The sequence below is a fragment of the Paraburkholderia sp. SG-MS1 genome, assembly GCF_012275575.1.
Classification (GTDB): Bacteria; Pseudomonadota; Gammaproteobacteria; order Burkholderiales; family Burkholderiaceae; genus Paraburkholderia.
In genome coordinates, this window is sequence record NZ_NPIH01000082.1 from 1 (window position 1) to 18,225 (window position 18,225).

Annotated in this window: 17 protein-coding genes; 10 read left to right on the forward strand and 7 right to left on the reverse strand. The window is 66.5% G+C overall.

Annotation, left to right across the window (positions count from 1 at the left end; genetic code table 11):
* From CIC12_RS05450 to CIC12_RS05495, 10 genes are all read left to right on the forward strand, one after another.
* The coding region (locus CIC12_RS05450) for a potassium-transporting ATPase subunit KdpA (protein ID WP_174771929.1) at nt 1–460 on the forward strand (460 nt) is incomplete at its 5' end.
* 77 nt (nt 461–537) lie between these two features.
* Nucleotides 538–2,649 carry a potassium-transporting ATPase subunit KdpB gene (gene kdpB, locus CIC12_RS05455; protein WP_168662891.1) on the forward strand — a complete coding sequence of 704 codons (2,112 nt, stop codon included), beginning with the start codon at nt 538–540 and terminating at the stop codon, nt 2,647–2,649.
* 35 nt (nt 2,650–2,684) lie between these two features.
* Nucleotides 2,685–3,263, forward strand: a complete 579-nt coding sequence (kdpC, locus tag CIC12_RS05460) for a potassium-transporting ATPase subunit KdpC (RefSeq protein WP_168662893.1) — start codon at nt 2,685–2,687, stop codon at nt 3,261–3,263.
* A gap of 179 nt (nt 3,264–3,442) precedes the next feature.
* Nucleotides 3,443–6,346, forward strand: coding sequence for a DUF4118 domain-containing protein (locus CIC12_RS05465; RefSeq protein WP_168662895.1), 2,904 nt, complete (start codon nt 3,443–3,445; stop codon nt 6,344–6,346).
* Nucleotides 6,339–7,037 (forward strand): two-component system response regulator KdpE, encoded by a 699-nt coding sequence (gene kdpE / locus CIC12_RS05470; protein WP_168662897.1) that lies wholly within the window; start codon nt 6,339–6,341, stop codon nt 7,035–7,037. The genes CIC12_RS05465 and kdpE overlap by 8 nt, the downstream gene beginning before the upstream one ends.
* 124 nt (nt 7,038–7,161) lie before the next feature.
* On the forward strand, nt 7,162–7,482 hold the full coding sequence (sugE, locus tag CIC12_RS05475; protein ID WP_168662899.1) for a quaternary ammonium compound efflux SMR transporter SugE: 321 nt from the start codon (nt 7,162–7,164) through the stop codon (nt 7,480–7,482).
* A gap of 319 nt (nt 7,483–7,801) precedes the next feature.
* A complete protein-coding gene (locus CIC12_RS05480) occupies nt 7,802–8,413 on the forward strand; it encodes a DUF4126 domain-containing protein (protein WP_168662901.1) in 612 nt (203 codons plus the stop codon).
* Nucleotides 8,414–8,502: 89 nt separating this feature from the next.
* Entirely contained in the window at nt 8,503–11,001 is a 2,499-nt protein-coding gene (locus tag CIC12_RS05485; RefSeq protein WP_168662922.1) for an ABC transporter permease, read from the forward strand.
* 28 nt (nt 11,002–11,029) lie between these two features.
* A complete protein-coding gene (locus CIC12_RS05490) occupies nt 11,030–11,443 on the forward strand; it encodes a group II truncated hemoglobin (protein WP_168662903.1) in 414 nt (137 codons plus the stop codon).
* A complete protein-coding gene (locus tag CIC12_RS05495) occupies nt 11,436–12,095 on the forward strand; it encodes a DUF924 family protein (protein WP_168662905.1) in 660 nt (219 codons plus the stop codon). The genes CIC12_RS05490 and CIC12_RS05495 overlap by 8 nt, the downstream gene beginning before the upstream one ends.
* 125 nt (nt 12,096–12,220) lie before the next feature.
* On the opposite strand, the gene CIC12_RS05500 is transcribed toward CIC12_RS05495, so the two are convergent.
* The 7 genes from CIC12_RS05500 to CIC12_RS05530 form a co-directional block, all read right to left on the reverse strand.
* Nucleotides 12,221–12,967 carry an SDR family oxidoreductase gene (locus CIC12_RS05500; protein WP_168662907.1) on the reverse strand — a complete coding sequence of 249 codons (747 nt, stop codon included), beginning with the start codon at nt 12,965–12,967 and terminating at the stop codon, nt 12,221–12,223.
* A gap of 156 nt (nt 12,968–13,123) precedes the next feature.
* Nucleotides 13,124–13,708: an LOG family protein gene (locus tag CIC12_RS05505; RefSeq protein WP_168662909.1), complete on the reverse strand. Its 585-nt coding sequence runs from the start codon at nt 13,706–13,708 to the stop codon at nt 13,124–13,126.
* A 2-nt stretch (nt 13,709–13,710) separates the two neighbouring features.
* Nucleotides 13,711–14,436 carry a TetR/AcrR family transcriptional regulator gene (locus CIC12_RS05510; protein ID WP_168662911.1) on the reverse strand — a complete coding sequence of 242 codons (726 nt, stop codon included), beginning with the start codon at nt 14,434–14,436 and terminating at the stop codon, nt 13,711–13,713.
* A gap of 312 nt (nt 14,437–14,748) precedes the next feature.
* Nucleotides 14,749–15,387: a diacylglycerol kinase gene (locus CIC12_RS05515; protein ID WP_168662914.1), complete on the reverse strand. Its 639-nt coding sequence runs from the start codon at nt 15,385–15,387 to the stop codon at nt 14,749–14,751.
* Nucleotides 15,388–15,406: 19 nt separating this feature from the next.
* Nucleotides 15,407–16,438, reverse strand: coding sequence for a glycosyltransferase family 4 protein (locus CIC12_RS05520; protein WP_168662916.1), 1,032 nt, complete (start codon nt 16,436–16,438; stop codon nt 15,407–15,409).
* A 41-nt stretch (nt 16,439–16,479) separates the two neighbouring features.
* On the reverse strand, nt 16,480–17,421 hold the full coding sequence (locus CIC12_RS05525; RefSeq protein WP_168662918.1) for a UDP-2,3-diacylglucosamine diphosphatase: 942 nt from the start codon (nt 17,419–17,421) through the stop codon (nt 16,480–16,482).
* A 125-nt stretch (nt 17,422–17,546) separates the two neighbouring features.
* Nucleotides 17,547–18,068 (reverse strand): RDD family protein, encoded by a 522-nt coding sequence (locus CIC12_RS05530; RefSeq protein WP_168662920.1) that lies wholly within the window; start codon nt 18,066–18,068, stop codon nt 17,547–17,549.
* Nucleotides 18,069–18,225: the final 157 nt, after the last annotated feature.

Genomic DNA, 18,225 nt, shown 5'->3' on the forward strand with positions numbered 1-18,225 from the left:
GGCATACGAGATGAAGATGGTCTCGATCGTCGTGCTGCTCACGCCGCTGCTGGTGCTGGTGGGCACGTCGATCGCGGTGTTGAGCAGCGCGGGCACGGCCGGCATTTTCAACCCCGGCGCGCACGGCTTCTCCGAAATCCTTTACGCGTTCAGCTCGGCGTCGAACAACAACGGCAGCGCGTTCGCCGGCCTCTCTGTGAACACGCCGTTCTACAACTGGCTCACCGCCATCGCGATGTGGTTCGGCCGCTTCGGCACGATCGTCCCGGTGCTTGCGATCGCCGGCTCGCTTGCCGCGAAGAAGCGCATCGGCGTGACCGGCGGCACGCTGCCGACGCACGGCCCGCTGTTCGTCGTGCTGCTGCTCGGCACGGTGCTGCTGGTCGGCGCGCTGACTTATGTGCCGGCGCTCGCGCTGGGTCCGGGGGTCGAGCATCTGATGATGATGGGCGCGCATTGAGGCGGCCCATCGACGTGACACGGGCGGCCGACGTTTGACGAGGCACACGTTACGCGATAACGGTATTCGAGGATTCAATGACTGAACATAATGCAACGAGGTCCATGTTCGACCCGGCGCTGCTGCGCCCGGCGATCGTGGACTCCTTCAAAAAACTCACGCCGCGCACGCAATTTCGCAATCCGGTGATGTTCTGCGTGTACGTCGGCAGCATTCTGACGACCATTCTGTGGATCGCCGCGCTCGGCGGCCAGGCCGAGGCGCCCGCGGGCTTCATTCTCGCCGTCACGTTGTGGCTGTGGTTCACCGTGCTGTTCGCGAACTTCGCGGAAGCGCTCGCCGAAGGCCGTTCGAAGGCCCAGGCGGCGTCGCTGCGCAGCGCGAAGAAAGACGTGATGGCCAAGAAGCTCAACGAGCCGCATCCGAAGTCGCCGATCCGCATTCTGACGGCGTCCGATCTGCGTAAGGGCGACGTCGTGCTGGTCGAAACCGGCGACGTGATTCCGGCCGACGGCGAAGTGATCGACGGCGTCGCGTCGGTTGACGAATCGGCGATCACCGGCGAATCCGCGCCGGTGATCCGCGAGTCGGGCGGCGACTTTTCGTCGGTGACGGGCGGCACGCGCGTGCTGTCGGACTGGATCGTCGTGCGCGTCACGGCGAACCCGGGCGAGGCGTTCCTCGATCGCATGATCGCGATGGTCGAAGGCGCGAAACGTCAGAAGACCCCGAACGAAATCGCACTGACTATCCTGCTGGTCGCGCTGACGATCGTGATGCTGCTCGCCACCGCGACGCTGCTGCCGTTCTCGATGTTCTCGGTGCAGGCCGCGCATGTGGGCCACGTGGTGACGATCACCGCGCTGGTCGCGCTGCTGGTGTGTCTGATTCCGACCACCATCGGCGGTTTGTTGTCGGCGATCGGCGTGGCGGGCATGAGCCGCATGATGCAGGCCAACGTGATCGCCACCTCGGGCCGCGCAGTCGAAGCCGCCGGCGACGTCGACGTGCTGCTGCTCGACAAGACCGGCACGATCACGCTCGGCAACCGTCAGGCATCGCAGTTCGTACCGGCGCCGGGCGTGACCGAAGAAGCGCTCGCGGACGCCGCGCAGCTGTCGTCGCTCGCCGATGAAACGCCGGAAGGCCGCAGCATCGTCGTGCTCGCCAAACAGCGCTTCAACATCCGCCAACGCGACATGGCTTCGTTGCATGCGCTGTTCCTCGCGTTCACTGCGCAAACGCGGATGAGCGGCGTCGACCTGTCAGCCAACGGGAGCGGCGGCGCGCCGGGCCGCGAAATCCGCAAGGGCGCGGCCGACGCGGTGAAGCACTACGTCGAAGGCAACGGCGGCCGCTTCCCGAACGAAGTGAGCAACGCAGTGGCCGAGGTTGCGCGGCGCGGCAGCACGCCGCTGGTGGTGGCCGAGAAGCTCGCCGGGCAGAACGCGCGCGTGCTCGGCGTGATCGAGTTGAAGGACGTCGTGAAGGGCGGCATCAAGGAGCGCTTCGCCGAGTTGCGCAAGATGGGTATCAAGACGGTGATGGTGACCGGTGATAACCGGTTGACCGCGGCGGCGATCGCCGCCGAAGCCGGCGTCGACGATTTCCTTGCCGAAGCGACGCCCGAAGCGAAGCTCGCGACGATCCGCGCGCACCAGGCCGAAGGACGGCTGGTCGCGATGACCGGCGACGGCACCAACGACGCCCCGGCGCTTGCGCAGGCCGACGTTGCGGTGGCGATGAACACCGGCACGCAGGCCGCGAAAGAGGCCGGCAACATGGTCGACCTCGATTCGAATCCGACCAAGCTGATCGAGATCGTGGAGATCGGCAAGCAGATGCTGATGACGCGCGGCTCGCTCACCACGTTCTCGATCGCGAACGACGTCGCCAAATACTTCGCAATCATTCCGGCCGCGTTCGCGACCACCTATCCGGCGCTGAACGCGCTGAACGTGATGCACCTGGCCACGCCGGCCTCGGCGATCATGTCGGCGGTGATTTTCAATGCGCTGGTGATCGTGCTGCTAATTCCGCTCGCGCTCAAGGGCGTGCGTTATCGCGCGCTGGGCGCGGCGATCCTGCTGCGGCGCAACCTGCTGGTCTACGGTTTGGGCGGGATCATCGTGCCGTTCATCGGCATCAAGCTGATCGACATGGCGCTGGCCGCGTTCGGCTGGGTCTGAAACGCGGCTGCTTCGAAAGCAAAGGAATACTCATCATGAAAAATCTGTTCCGTCCATTGCTCGTGATCTTCGCGGTGCTCACCGTGTTCACGGGTCTCGCTTACCCTGCGGTGATGACCGCCTTCGGTCAGGCCGCTTTCCACGATCAGGCGAATGGCAGCCTGATCGAACAGAACGGCAAGCTGGTCGGCTCGCAGCTGATCGGCCAGCAGTTCGACGCGCCGCAGTACTTCTGGGGCCGTTTGTCGGCCACCAGCCCGGTGCCGTACAACGCGCAGGGTTCGAGCGGTTCGAACCTCGGACCGACCAACCCGGCGCTGCTCGACGAAGTGAAGGGGCGTCTTGACGCGTTGAAGGCGGCCGGCACGGATATGTCGAACCCGGTGCCGGTCGACCTGGTGACCTCGTCAGGCAGCGGTCTCGATCCGGAGATCAGCCCGGCGGCCGCGGCCTATCAGATCGTGCGCGTCGCGGCCGCGCGCAAGCTCGCGCCGAACGACGTGCGGGCGCTGATCGACCGTTATACGACCGGCCGCCAGTTCGGCATTCTCGGTGAACCGCGCGTGAACGTGCTGAAGCTGAATCTGGCACTCGACGAAATGACACGCGGTTAAAGGCTCGTGCGTACGCGCGCGCTTCGCGGCGAGGCGCCGCGGCTCGAAGGCGGCGTCCACGTGACGCCGCCTTTGCTGTGTTCCTTCGCGGCACCCGGCCGCGCCGCGATTTGCGGGCCGGCGGCGACCGTGCCACCATGCGGGTACCGCCGCTCGCACGATGATGAAAGCCACTGAGCATGAACCGCCCCGATCCTGACGAACTGCTCGACAAGCTGCAGCGCGATGAAGAAAAACGTCTACGCGGCCGGCTGAAGATTTTCTTCGGCGCGTCGGCCGGCGTGGGCAAAACCTACGCGATGCTGCAGGCCGCGCGCCGCCGCCATGACGAAGGCGCGCACGTCGTGGTCGGCATCGTCGAAACGCACGGCCGCGGCGAGACCGCCGCGCTGCTCGACGGCCTCGACGTGCTGCCGCTCGCGCATATCGAGTATCGCGGCCGCAAGCTCGGCGAGTTCGATCTCGACGCCGCGCTCGCGCGCAAGCCGCAACTGATTCTCGTCGACGAACTCGCGCATTCGAACGTGCCAGGCGCGCGCCATCTGAAGCGCTGGCAGGACGTCCACGAACTGCTCGACGCGGGCATCGACGTCTATACGACGGTCAACGTCCAGCACCTCGAAAGTCTGAACGACGTGGTCGGTCAGATCACCGGCATTCGCGTATGGGAGACGGTGCCGGACCGCGTGTTCGATCGCGCCGACGAAGTCACGCTGGTCGACCTGCCCGCCGAGGAACTGCTCGACCGGATGCGCGACGGCAAGGTGTATTTGCCGCAGCAGGCCGAGCGCGCGGTGCGCAACTTCTTTCGCAAGGGCAACCTGATCGCGCTGCGCGAGCTGGCGTTGCGCCGCACCGCGGACCGCGTCGATGCACAGATGCGTGAATATCGCGCGGACCGTTCGATCCAGCGCATCTGGCAGGCGCGCGAGCGCTTGCTGGTGTGCGTGGGGCCGGGCCCTGAAGCGCCCGCGCTGGTGCGCGCGGCGGCGCGTCTCGCCGCCAGCCTGAAGGCCGACTGGCTCGCCGTCTATGTGGAAACGCCGGCCTTGCAACGTCTGCCCGATGCGCGCCGCGAACGCACGTTGAACGCGTTGAAGCTTGCCGCCGAACTCGGCGCCGAAACCGCAACGCTCGCGGGCACCGACGCGGTCACCGCACTGATCGGCTATGCGCAGGCGCGCAATGTGTCGAAGCTGGTGGCGGGCGCATCGTCGCGCACGGGTCCGAGGCGCTGGCTGCGCCGGCCGTTCGGCGAGCGCATCGCCGAGCGGGCGGGCGAGCTCGATCTCACGCTGATTCGCGCGTCGGCGCATCGTGATGGTGGTGAGCCGCGGCGCTTGTTGAATACCACCGCGAACGCATGGCGCGAGGCGCTGAGCGCGGCGCGCGAACGCCGTTCGCCGCCGCGCGCGTATGGGCTCGCGCTGCTGATCTGTGCGGCCGTCACGCTGCTGTCGAGCCAGCTGATCGACCATATCGATCTGGCCAACCTCGTGATGCTGTATCTGCTCGGCGTGATCTTCACGGCGGTGAAGCTGGGGCGCGGGCCGGGCGTCGTGCTGTCGTTCCTGAGCGTGGCCGCGTTCGATTTCTTCTTCGTGCCGCCGCGCATGTCGCTGTCGGTGTCCGATACGCAGTACTTGCTGACCTTCTTCGGCATGCTGCTGACCTCGCTCGTGATCAGCCATCTGACGTCGAGCCTGCGCCGCGAGGCGAGCGTCGCGCGCCGCCGCGAGCAACGCACGGGCGCCATGTACGCGATGGCGCGCGAACTCGCGGCGGCGCTGACCACCGAGCAGATCGTCGCGATTGGCAGCCGGCACGTGAGCGAGGTGTTCGGCGCGCGCGTCGCGATCCTGTTGCCGGATAGCGTCGATCAGGTCAAGCAGAAGATCGAGGATCCCGACACGGCGATCACGCTCGAAGGCGAACTGCTCGACCTCGACGTCGGCCAGTGGGTCTACGATCAGCAGAAGCCGGCCGGTCACGGCACCGACACTTTGCCTGCCGCTGCCGCGCTGTACCTGCCGCTGAAGGCGCCGATGCGCACGCGCGGCGTGCTCGCGGTCGTGCTGCGCGACGAGCGCGAGCTGGACGTGCCCGAGCAGCAACGCATGCTCGACGCGTTTGCCGCGCAGATCGCGCTGGCGCTGGAGCGGGTGCATTACGTCGACATCGCGCGCGATGCGCTCGTCAACATGGAGTCGGAGCGCCTGCGCAACTCGCTGCTCTCCGCGATCTCGCACGATCTGCGCACGCCGTTGACCACCATCGTCGGCTTTTCGTCGATGCTGGCGCAAACACGCAAGACGCCTGCCGACGCAGGTGCGCCACTGCAACCGGCCGACGACCTGGTCGACGCGATTCACGAGGAAGCGCTGCGCATGACCGGCATCGTCACCAATCTGCTCGACATGGCGCGCCTGCAGGCGGGCAGTCTGCAACTGAACCGGCAGTGGACGCTGCTCGAAGAAACGGTGGGCGCGGCGCTGCGTGCGTGCAAACGCGTGCTGGCGGGTCATCCGGTGCAGGTCAGGCTGCCCGCCGATCTGCCGCTGCTCAATCTCGACGCGGTGCTGATGGAGCGGCTCTTCTCGAACCTCTTCGAGAACGCGGCCAAGTACACCGCGCCGGGGACGCCGTTGACGATCGGCGCGCAACGCGTCGACGCGGACGATATGCCGTTCGTGCGCGTCACCGTCGACGACGATGGCCCCGGTCTGCCCGCCGGCATGGAAGCGCGCGTGTTCGAGAAATTCACGCGCGGCGAGAAGGAGTCGGCCAAGCCGGGCATCGGCTTGGGGCTCGCGATCTGCCGCGCGATCGTCGAGGCGCACGGCGGTACAATCGGCGCGCTCAACCGGCTCACAGCGGACGGCCGCGTCGTAGGCGCGCGCTTCTGGTTCGCGCTGCCGGCGCACACGCCGCCCGACGCGCCGGATGCGCTGGAGGAGGAAATGGCGGATGCGCCGCTGCATACCGATCCCGCGGCCGCGCGCCCCACCGATCCACTAGCCGATCACACCGGCGCCGAGCGCGCCGCCGCCCTCAACCCGCTGGCCAAGCCGACCCATGAGTGAGCCGAGCATCACCGTTGTTCTGATTGAAGACGAAAAGCAGATTCGCCGTTTCGTGCGCACCGCGCTGGAAAGCGAGGGCATCGTCGTGCACGACGCCGAAACCGGCAAGCAGGGTCTGGTCGAAGCCGCGACCCGCAAGCCGGATCTGGTGATCGTGGATCTCGGCCTGCCCGACACCGACGGTCTCGATGTGATCCGCGAACTGCGCGGCTGGAGCGAGCTGCCGGTGATCGTGCTGTCGGCGCGCACCCGGGAGAGCGAGAAGGTCGCCGCGCTCGACGCCGGCGCGGACGATTATCTGACCAAGCCCTTCGGCGTGTCCGAGCTGCTCGCGCGCATCCGCGCGCAGATGCGGCGGCGCAATCACGGCGGCGCGAACGAGTCGCCGCAAGTGCGCTTCGGCGCGGTCACGGTCGATCTCGCCTTGCGCCAGGTCACGCGCGACGGCGCCGCGGTCCATCTGACGCCAATCGAATACCGGCTGCTCGCGACGCTCGTGCGCCATGCCGGGCGCGTGCTGACGCACCGGCAGTTGTTGCGCGACGTGTGGGGGCCCTCGCATGTCGAGAGCCATCACTATCTGCGCATCTACATGGCGCATCTGCGCGGCAAGCTGGAGCGCGATCCGGCGCAGCCGGAACATATCGTCACGGAAACCGGCGTCGGATATCGACTGGTGGGCGCGGCGTGAGCCGCCCGCGAAGCGCGCGCACGTCGCTTCGATATACGCTTCGATATAATTACGCTCTGTAAGGACGACCTTACGCTTTTGCTACGAACGGGGACGGCCCCATTTTTTTCATGGAGCTGTCTCAGTGTCCTGGTTTCTTCTGCTGATTGCCGGTTTGCTCGAAGTCGCGTGGGCGGCCGGTCTCAAGACCTCCGACGGTTTCACCCGGTTGTGGCCGTCCGTGTTCACGATCGTGACCGCGCTCGGCAGCTTCGCGCTGCTCGCCGTCGCGATGCGCCAACTGCCGCTCGGCACGGCCTATGCCGTGTGGACCGGGATCGGCGCGGTCGGCGCATTCATCTTCGGCGTCGTGATGATGGGCGAGGCGCTGAGCGTCGCGCGCGTCGCCAGCGCGGCGCTGATCGTCATCGGCCTGATTGGGCTGAAGCTGTCGTCGGGACATTGACGGCCTGGCTGCGAGCTCGCGCGTCGGAGCCGCCGTTGGTCGGTCCCGACCGGCAAAGCCGGGTGAAGCGCGGGAGATTCTGGCCGAGGCTGGGTGAGCGCACCGGCGTCTGCCCCGCGCCACACCGGCGCCGCCGATTATTCGCCACTCTACGTCCTGCGAATTAAGGTGGCTATAATGAAACCGAATCCAACCTGACATTGCCCGCGGCCTCCATGGCGCGGCCGGCTTGGCGCGGGTCTGACGACTTCGGTTTGGGGGCTTCTCCTGTCCCGGCCCGCCGACGCGTCCGGCACGCACAGCGCGCCTGGAGGCGGCCATGCTTGAATCATTATCGCTTGCTGCAGGCCTTTCGTGGGGCAGCGGTCTGCGCCTCTATCTGACGGTTCTGCTCGCCGGCGTGTTCGAGCGCCTCGGTTTCATCCATCTGCCCGATACGCTGTCCGCGCTGTCCTCGCCGTGGGTAATGGGCGCGGCAGCCGTGCTGACGCTCACCGAATTCCTCGCCGACAAGATTCCCGCGTTTGATTCGCTCTGGGACGCGGTCCATACGTTCATCCGCATTCCGGCCGGCGCCGTGCTGGCGGCCGGCGCGCTCGGCCATGCCGATCCGGCGCTGCTGATCGTCGCCGCACTGGCGGGCGGCACGTTGGCGGGCACCGCGCATCTGGCGAAGGCGGGCACGCGCGCGCTGATCAATCTGTCGCCCGAGCCGGTGTCGAATGTGGTCACCTCGACCGCCGAGGACGGCCTCGTGTTCGGCGGCATGCTGCTCGCGCTGTTCGTGCCGCTCCTGTTCCTCGTGTTGATGGTGGGCTTTCTGGCGTTGGCAGGCTGGGCGTTGCCGCGGCTCTGGCGCGGCGTGCAGGGCGGCTTTCGCGGCATGGCCACGCATATGGTGTCGCGTTTTGCCAGGAGCAGGCACGATTGAGCGATACGGTCCGGGGTTCCTTGACGCGCGCTAACCCGACGCCCGCACGCCGGTTCGGCGGCCGCGATCTTCTGCGTCAGGCCATCCGCATGACGGCGCGCGACTGGCGCGCCGGCGAATTGACCATGCTGCTGCTGGCGCTGGTGCTGGCGGTGGCGGCGTTGTCCAGCGTCGGCTTTCTGGCCGACCGTCTGCATCAGGGACTCGAGCGCGACGCGCGGCGCATGATCGCCGCCGATTTCATCGTGCGCGCCGATCATCCCGTTGATCCGCAATTCGCCGCGCAAGCCAAAGTGCTCGGTTTGGACACCGCCAGCACGGCGATCTTCCCCAGCATGATCAATTCGACCGGCGCGTCCGGCGCGCCGCCGGTCTCGCGCCTCGCCGCGATCAAGGCGGTGTCGGCGGGCTATCCGTTGCGCGGTGCGTTGCGGATCGCGGCGGCGCCCGGCGCGCCGGATCATCCCGCGCAGTCGATTCCGGCGCCCGGCACCGTCTGGGTCGATCAGGCATTGCTCGACGCGCTGAAGCTGCATGTGGGCGACACCGTGAAGGTCGGCAATCGCAGCTTCACGATCGGCGCGCTGATCACCCGTGAGCTGGACCGCGGCTTTTCGTTCGTCAACTTCTCGCCGCGTTTGATGTTGCGCGCCGACGAAGTGCAGTCGACCGGCCTCATCACCTTCGGCAGCCGCGTGACTTACCGGCTGCTGGTGGCGGGCGCGGACGCGTCGGTGGCGAAGTTCGCGCAGTTCGCGCACGGCAAGGTGGACGACGGCAAGATGCGCGGCGTCGCGCTCGAATCATTGCAGGACGGCCAGCCGCAGGTGCGCCAGACGCTCGATCGCGCGAGTCACTTCCTCACGCTCGTGTCGCTGCTCACCGCGCTGCTCGCGGCCGTGGCGATTGCGATGGCCGCGCACCGCTACATGCGCCGGCATCTGGACGGCTGCGCGGCGATGCGCTGTCTCGGCGTGAGCCAGGCCGCGCTGCGCGCGCTGTTCACGCTGGAGTTCGTCGGGCTAGGTGTGATCGGCGGCGCGCTTGGTGTTGCGCTCGGATATCTCGGGCATCTCGCGTTGCTGACGTGGCTCGGCAGTCTGATCGACGTCGCGCTGCCGTACCCGAGCGCCTGGCCCGCGCTCCAGGGCATCGCGGCTGGGCTCGTGCTGCTGCTCGGCTTCGCGCTGCCGCCGCTGTTGCCGCTCACGCGCGTGCCGCCGGTGCGCGTGTTGCGCCGTGAGTGGGGCGAAGCAGGACGGACTGCCTGGGCCGCCTATGCGCTCGGCATCGTGCTGTTCGCCGCGCTCCTGATCGTCGCGGCGGGCGAGCTGAAGCTCGGCGGGATCGTCGCGGGCGGGTTTGCCGGCGGACTGCTGGTGTTCGCGTGCATTGCGCGGCTGGCGCTGTGGGGCGCGGCGCGCCTCGTGCGCAGCGAGCGCGTGAACGCGGGAATCGGCTGGCGGTATGCGCTGGCGTCGCTGGAGCGGCGCAGCAGCGCGAGCGCGTTGCAGATCACCGCGCTCGGCATCGGCCTCATGTGCCTGCTGCTGATCGCGATGACGCGCAACGACCTCGTGGAAGGCTGGCGCAAATCGACGCCGCCGGATGCGCCGAACGAATTCATCATCGACATCCAGCCTGACCAGCGCGACGCGGTCACACACTATCTGGACACGCATGGCGTGCCGGGCACGGTGCTCTCGCCGATGGTGCGCGGGCGGCTCACAGCGATCAACGGCAAGCCGGTCAATCCGGATTTGTTCAAGGGCAACGATGCGAAGCGCCTGGTGGACCGCGAATTCAATCTGTCATACACGACCGGGCTGCCCGACGACAACCGCATCGCCGCCGGCACCTGGTACGGCGACACGACGACACCGCAGATCTCGATCGAGCAGGGGCTCGCCAAGCTGATCAACGTGAAGCCCGGCGACGTGCTGCGCTTCGACGTGACCGGCTTGCAGATCGACGCGCCGGTGACGAGCGTGCGCAAGCTCGACTGGGGGTCATTCAAGGTCAACTTCTTCGTGCTGATGCCGCCCGCCGCGTTGCAGGATTTCCCGGCCACCTTCATCACGAGCTTTCATCTGCCGCAGGAAAAGCAGACGACCATCGACGGCCTGATCGGCGCTTATCCAAACCTCACCGCCATCGACACCGGTCCGATCCTCGCGCAGATTCAGCGCGTGTTGCAGCAGGTGATCGGCGCCGTGCAGTTCCTGTTTGCGTTTACGCTGGCGGCGGGCGTGCTGGTGTTGTACGCGGCGCTCGCCGGCACGCGCGACGAGCGTATGCGAGAATCCGCGCTGCTGCGCGCGCTCGGCGCGTCGCATCGCCAGGTGCGCGCGGTGCAGATTGCAGAGTTCGTCGCGGTGGGCGCGCTGGCCGGGGCGATGGCCGCGGTGGGCGCGCAGATCATCGGCTGGGTGTTGGCGACGCGGGTGTTCGAGTTCTATCTGAACTTCAATCCGTGGCTGCTGCCGGCGGGGATCGCCGCAGGCGTCGCCTGTGCCGGTGTCGGCGGCTGGCTGAGCTTGCGGCATGTGTTGGCGCGGCCCGCGTTGCAGTCGCTGCGGGATGCGTGATTTTTTCTTATCCGTTGATGAGCAGGTTATGAGCGATTTGAACGACGAAGTGTCCGCGGCGCAGCCGACGGCCTTCGATCTGGTGGGCGGCGAAGCGCGCGTGCGCGAACTGGTCGACCGGTTTTACGACCTGATGGATCTGGAAGCGGATTTCGCCGGTATTCGGGCTTTGCATCCGGAATCGCTCGACGGTTCGCGCGACAAGTTTTTCTGGTTCCTGTGCGGCTGGCTCGGCGGCCCGGATCACTACATCAGCCGCTTTGGTCATCCGCGTCTGCGCGCAAGGCATTTGCCGTTTGCGATCGCATCGAGCGAGCGGGATCAGTGGCTCAGGTGCATGGCATGGGCGATGGAGGACATCGGCCTCGCCGAACCGCTGCGCGAGCGCCTGCTCGGCTCCTTTTTCGAAACCGCCGACTGGATGCGCAACCGCAATGGCTGACGAATCCGGCGCGACGTCATATTCGACGTCCGCCGACTATCTGGGCCTCGCGCCGCAAGCGCGCGCGGTTCTCGACTGCTGGTTCGATGCGCCGGATGCGTCGCACTTCGGCGAGGAGCACAAACGCTGGTTTTCCCGCGACGAAGCATTCGATGCGATGTTGCGCGAACGCTTTGGTGCTTTGATCGACGCGGCGGCTGATGCATCGAGCGACATGGCAAGCGCCACCTCGCTCGACCATTGGCAGGCCACGCCGCTCGGCGCGTTGGCGCTCATCATCGTGCTGGACCAGTTTTCGCGCAATTGCCACCGCAACACGCGGCGAGCGTTCGCCGCCGATCAGAAGGCACTGCGCATCGCGCAACAGATGATCGCAAGCGGCGCTGATCGCCTGTTGCCGACCGTGCATCATCGCGCGTTCGCCTACCTGCCGTTCGAACACGACGAATCGCTCGCCAGCCAGCGCGAATCGCTGCGTTTGTTCAAACTGCTGGAAGCGGAACCGGGCGGCACGTCGTACTACCGGTTCGCCGTGCGGCATGCGGAAATCATCGAGCGCTTCGGGCGCTTTCCGCATCGCAATGGGGTGCTCGGGCGCTCGTCGACGGAAGAGGAGCGCGCGTTTCTGCGCGAACCCGGCTCGTCGTTCTAAGGCCGCGAACCGCGCCTCGTCAACCGCGCGGCCGGTCGACCTAACGTCGCCGGAACGACTCGCCGGAACGCGCGCGCAACAAAACACGACCCAACCACGGCGCGAGTGTGTGCGCGTCAAGCCACTCAGCGTCCGCCGGAAACGTCGATCAACGCACCGGTCACGTACGAAGCCGCGTCGCTCATCAACCAGACGATCGTTTCAGCGACTTCATCCGCGCTGCCCGGGCGGCCGAGCGGCGTGGTCGCGCCGAGTTGCGCGGCGCGCTCGGGCTTGCCGCCGCTCGCGTGGATCTCGGTGTCGATGAGGCCAGGGCGCACCGCGTTCACGCGCACGCCTCGCGGGCCGAGTTCCTTGGCGAGACCGAGCGTCATCGTGTCGACCGCGCCTTTCGAGCCGGCGTAATCGACGTATTCGTTCGGCGAGCCGAGGCGCGCCGCCGCCGACGAGATATTGACGATCACGCCGCCCGCGCCGCCGCGATCGGTCGACATGCGTCGAGCGGCCTCGCGCGCGCACAGGTATGCGCCGAGCACGTTGACATCGAACATGCGCTTCAGGCGCGCGAGGTCCATGTCGGCGAGCGCGCTCGACGGCGCGACGATTCCCGCGTTGTTGACGAGCGCATCGATCCGGCCGAACTGCTGCTGGAGCGTGTCGAACATCGCGATCACGTCGGCTTCGTTCGCGACGTCGCCTTCGATCGCCGCGGCGCGGCCGCCGGCGCGCTCGACTTCGGCGACGGCGGCCTCCGCAGCGGCCAGATTCCGCGCGTAGTTCACGCCGACGCACCAGCCGCGCGCGCCAAGCAGACGCGCGCTCGCGCGGCCAATGCCGCGACTGCCACCGGTGATCAGAACGGCTTTCGTCATTGCAACCTCATCGTTCGGGTGAGGGCCGCGCGAATGCGCAGCCGGTGGGACGAGCGCCCGGGCGGACGCGCGGGAATCAATTGGTGTGGCTCTGCCATCAGACGCGTCGCGTCACACCGGGTCGCGTCAGACCGGGTCGCGTCAGACCGGGTCGCGTCAGACCGCGTCGCGCTTGATCGCCCACTTGTCGCTTGCGGGCGGCCGATAGCGTTGCAGCTTGCCGATCAGCGCGGCCGGGTCGGCATCGATCTGCAGGATGTCGAAATAGGTCTGGCGCATGAAGCCTTCGTCGACCGTGTGCTGCAGCAGCTTGATCAACGGATCGTAGAAGCCGTCGATATTCAGGACTGCCACCGCTTTCTGGTGATAGCCGAGCTGCGCCCACGTGAAGACCTCGAACAGCTCTTCGAGCGTGCCCGCGCCGCCCGGCATCGCGACGAATGCGTCCGACAGGTCGGCCATCATCTTCTTGCGGTGGTGCATGTCGGGCACCACGTGCAGTTCGGTCAGCCCGTTATGGCCCACTTCCTTGTTGACGAGCAGCTCGGGAATCACGCCGATCGCGCGGCCGCCTTCGGCCATCACGGTATCGGCGATCACACCCATCAGCCCGACCTTGCCGCCGCCGTAGACCAGCGCGAGATCGGCTTGCACCAGCGCGCGGCCGAACGCGCGCGCCGCCTCGGCATACAACGGCTTGGCTCCGTTGGAGGAGCCGCAATACACACAGACCGACTTCATACTCAAACGTCCTTCGATTCGTTGCGGGGCGCGGCGCCTTCCTTGGGCGGCAGGTAATCGTAGAACTCGCGCTTGGGCAGCTTGCCGGACACGAGGTCGTCGAAAATCTGCCGCGAGCGGCCGCGCAGATAAGGCGCCATGAGCGACACGATCTGCACGCTCACCTGATGCAGCTCCGCGCGAATCGCTTCCTGCTCGTTGTACTTGCGCGGATTCATCACGAATTGATACGACAGCCAGTACGTGCCGATCACGCCGACGTTGGTGGCGATCACATGCATTTCTTCCGGCGTGGCGACCATCTCGCCGTCGGCGACGAGCTGCTCGCAGAACTGGCTCGCAAAGCGCACCTTGTGGCTGATGATCTGCTTGAAGTGCGTTTCGAGCGTGCGGTTGCGTGCGAGCAGGTCGTTCAGGTCGCGATACAGGAAGCGGTAGCGCCACGTGAAATCGACCATGTACTGCAAATACGACCACATTTCGTCGATAGTCGCGCGATGGTCTTCGGGGAAGCGCAGACGCTTTTCGATCTCCTGCTCGAACTGGCTGAAGATGCTGTTGATGATGTCGTCTTTGTTGCGGAAGTGGTAGTACAGATTGCCTGGACTGATCTCCATTTCCTCGGCGATGGTCGTCGTCGTGACGTTCGGCTCGCCGATTTCGTTGAACAGCTTCAACGACAGTTCGAGAATCCGTTCGCGCGTGCGGCGGGGAGGTTTGGCTTCCATGTCGTCCGGCCCTGGTTATGCCGGGCTGGTCGCGCGGCGGCGTGCCGCTGCTGCGTGGTCCACCCGGATGCGGTTGGTATATGAGCGCCTGCAAACCTGCCGCTCGGCGACAGGGCCCCTGCGGGAGCAAGACAACGCCGGGCGGGCCGGCGTTGTCTCATGAGACTATCAATCGATTATAAACCGACCGTTCTTATACCAAGCGGATACTCAGGGTTTTCATCCTCGGCAAGGGTTGGCGCGCAAGGAGGAAATGCTGCGATGGCCGTGTGACAGCGTCTCAAACGCGGGCGGCCGGTACGCGGCGCGCCGTCATAACCATGCGCGCAGGCAACGCGCGAGGAGCGGTCCGACGAGCAGCGCCCACGTCATCACGCACATGCCGAGCGCGACCATCACGGCCGCGCTGCCGAGGTCCTTCGCGCGGCGTGACAACTCGTGGCGTTCGAGCGAGATCCGGTCGATCGCCGCCTCCACGCTCGAATTCAACAGCTCGACGATCAGCACCAGCAGCACCGAGCCGAGCAGCAGCACCCGCGACACGGGCTCGACCGGCAGCAGCAGGCCGCACGGAATCAGGATCGCCGCGAGCGTGAGTTCCTGGCGAAACGCGCTTTCCTCACGGATCGCGACACGGAATCCGGCAAGCGAATTTTTCATCGCGTGCCATGCGCGGGTGAGGCCGCGGTTGCCCTTGTATGGATTGAACGGCAGGGGCGCGAGCGGATCGTCCGGGCTGAGCGGCTCGTGTGCGGTGCTGTCGATGCCGTTCGAATCGTGCGCAGCGTCCGCATGATCCGGCGCGCCGGGTTCGCCGACATCGTCGAACGGCTCGATGCCGGTCGGGCCGTGTTTGACGTCGTGGCCGACATCGCGCTCGGCATCGACGGCGCGCAGCGCGCCGTTCGACGCGCGCCTCAGCGTCGCCTGGGGGGATTGGCTGGTTCGCATGGAGGGCTCGCGCGCCGCCTCAGGCGGCGGCGTTTTCCTCGCGATACGACGCATGCGGCAGCGGTTTCAGGTGCGCGGCGAATTGCGCGGAAGCCGCCGCCCACGAGAAGCGCTCCGCCCATGCGCGCGCATGATGGCGATCGATCTTCAGCGCCTCGAGACAGGCCTCTTGCAGATCCTCGTGCATCGCGCCCGCGCCGCCGTCGCCCAGCACGTCGATCGGACCGGTGACCGGATAGGCCGCCACCGGCGTGCCGCATGCGAGCGCTTCGAGCAGCACGAGCCCGAAGGTGTCGGTGCGGCTCGGGAACACGAAGACGTCGGCTGCCGCGTACACCTTCGCGAGTTCCGCCTGCGTGAGCACGCCGAGATAATTCGCTTGCGGATAGCGCGACTTCAGCTCGGCGAGCGCGGGTCCTTCGCCGGCGACCCATTTCGAGCCGGGCAGGTCGAGCTTCAAAAACGCTTCGACGTTCTTCTCGACCGCCACGCGTCCCACGTACAGGAAGATCGGCCGCACGGAGTTGAGCACCTTCGAGTCCATCGGATGAAAGATTTCGAGGTCGACACCGCGGGTCCACAGCACGACATTCGTGAAGCCGAATTTTTCGAGGTCCTGCTTAACCACCGGCGTGGGCGCCATGACGGCCTGCGAGGGCTTGTGAAACCAGTGCAGAAACTTGTACGTTGCGGCGAGTGGTATGCCGAAACGCGCCTGCACGTATTCGGGAAAGCGCGTGTGATAGGCGGTCGTGAACGGCAGCTTGTGACGCAGCGCATACGCACGTGCGGCCATGCCGAGCGGACCTTCGGTGGCGATGTGCAACGCGTCGGGCGCGAACGTGTCGATGCGCTCGCGCAGCTTGCGGCGCGGCAGCAGCGACAGACGGATCTCCGGATAAGTCGGGCAAGGAATGGTTTTGAATTCGAGCGGCGTGAGCAGATCGACGCGATGGCCGAGCGCGGTGAGCTCGCGCGTGGTGTTCTTCAGCGTGCGCACGACGCCATTGACCTGCGGTTCCCATGCGTCGGTGACGATCATGATCTTCATCGGCTTGTTCCTCGATTCGGGTTCAAAGGAGGTTAGGGGGACTACGCGGTCGCCCGGGCCTTCTGCGTGCCGACTTGCGGCGCGCGCAGCGTGGTCCAGTAGATCACCTTGAGTTCGCCTTCATAGGTCTCGACGAGTGCCGACAGACTTTCGACCCAGTCGCCGTCGTTGCAATACAGCACGCCGTCGATGTCGCGCATCTCGGCTTTGTGAATGTGTCCGCAGACCACGCCGTCGCAGCCGCGGCGGCGCGCTTCGTCGGTCATCACCGTTTCGAACGACGAGATGAAGTTCACCGCGTTCTTCACCTGATGCTTCAGGTACTGCGACAGCGACCAGTACGGAAAGCCGAGCTTGCTGCGGATGCGGTTGAACCAGCGGTTCAGGACGAGGATCATCGTGTAGAGCGTGTCGCCGAGATACGCGAGCCACTTCGCGTGCTGGATCACGCCGTCGAACAGATCCCCATGCACGATCCACAGCCGCTTGCCGGCGAGCGTCGTGTGAAACGCTTCACCGCGCACGTGAATGTCGCCGAATGCGAGGTCGCAGAACTGGCGCGCGGCTTCGTCGTGATTGCCGGGCACGTAGATGACCTGGGTGCCTTTGCGGGCCTTGCGCAGCACCTTCTGCACGACATCGTTGTGCGCCTGCGGCCAGTACCAGCCCTTCTTCAACTGCCAGCCGTCGATGATGTCGCCGACGAGGTACAGATACTCCGACTCGTTATGGCGCAGGAAGTCGAGCAAATAGGGCGCCTGGCAACCGCTGGAACCGAGATGGATGTCGGACAGCCAGATGGTGCGGTAACGGTGCGGGTCGGCATGCTCGTCTTCAGGATGGGCTGCGTGCGCATCGAGAGGCGGCGCCACGGGCAACGGCAAGCCGTGGTGAGCGGGGCTGGGGTCCGGGCGGAACGCGACGGTGTCGACGCTCGGGCCGGTCTGGCGGAACAGGGAAGTCGCGGACGTTTGGGGGTCCATGGCTCACGCGTCGAGTTGCGGTGCCTGTATTGGGCCGGGCGCGCGTGACTGTGCCGTGACAGTCATGAGAAGTTCTTATTACTACGGCGTGGGATGAGGTGCGGACCGCGCGTGGAGCGGTGCGCTCAGCGCGCGACGGCGATCACGCGCGTACCCGCGAGCCGGTCGTGCAGGAACCGACGCTGCGGATCCAGGCGGCCGGTCGCGGCCCACAGCACGAACCAGATGCCGGCGATCGTCAGCGTCTGCGGCAGGCGCAGCCCGAGCAGCGGATGCAGCGCGAGCGGCGGCAGGAACCACAGCCACGCCAGCACGTAACGGGCGATCGCCCGTCCCGTGGACAGCGGCGCGCCGTCGGCGGCGACGACCCTCAAGCGCCAGGTTTTCATCGGCAGGGTCTGGCCGCTGTGAGTCCAGAACCAGACGAAGTACAGACCGACCACGAGGCCGATCCATGCGGCAAGCAGGTTGTGATGGGTGAATCCGTTGCGTTGCTGGGTCAGCGTGCTGAACAGATACCCGGCGACGAACACCACGCCGAACAGGATGAGCGCTTCGTAGAGCAACGCGGCGAGGCGCCGTCGAACGGTGGGGGCGATGCGGGAAGCATCGGTGGACGGTGTCGAGGTGGTGAGCGTCTGGGGCACGGGGAGCCGGATCAGGAGCCGTTGAAGATCGACGGCGCCTCGGCCGGCGACACCGGCAGCGGCGTGGCGGGCACGAAGCTGCCCGCGGCCGGTATCGCGGGCGCGGCGGCCGGGGCCGGCAACGATGCGGCCGCGACGGCGCTCGCCGCCGCTACGC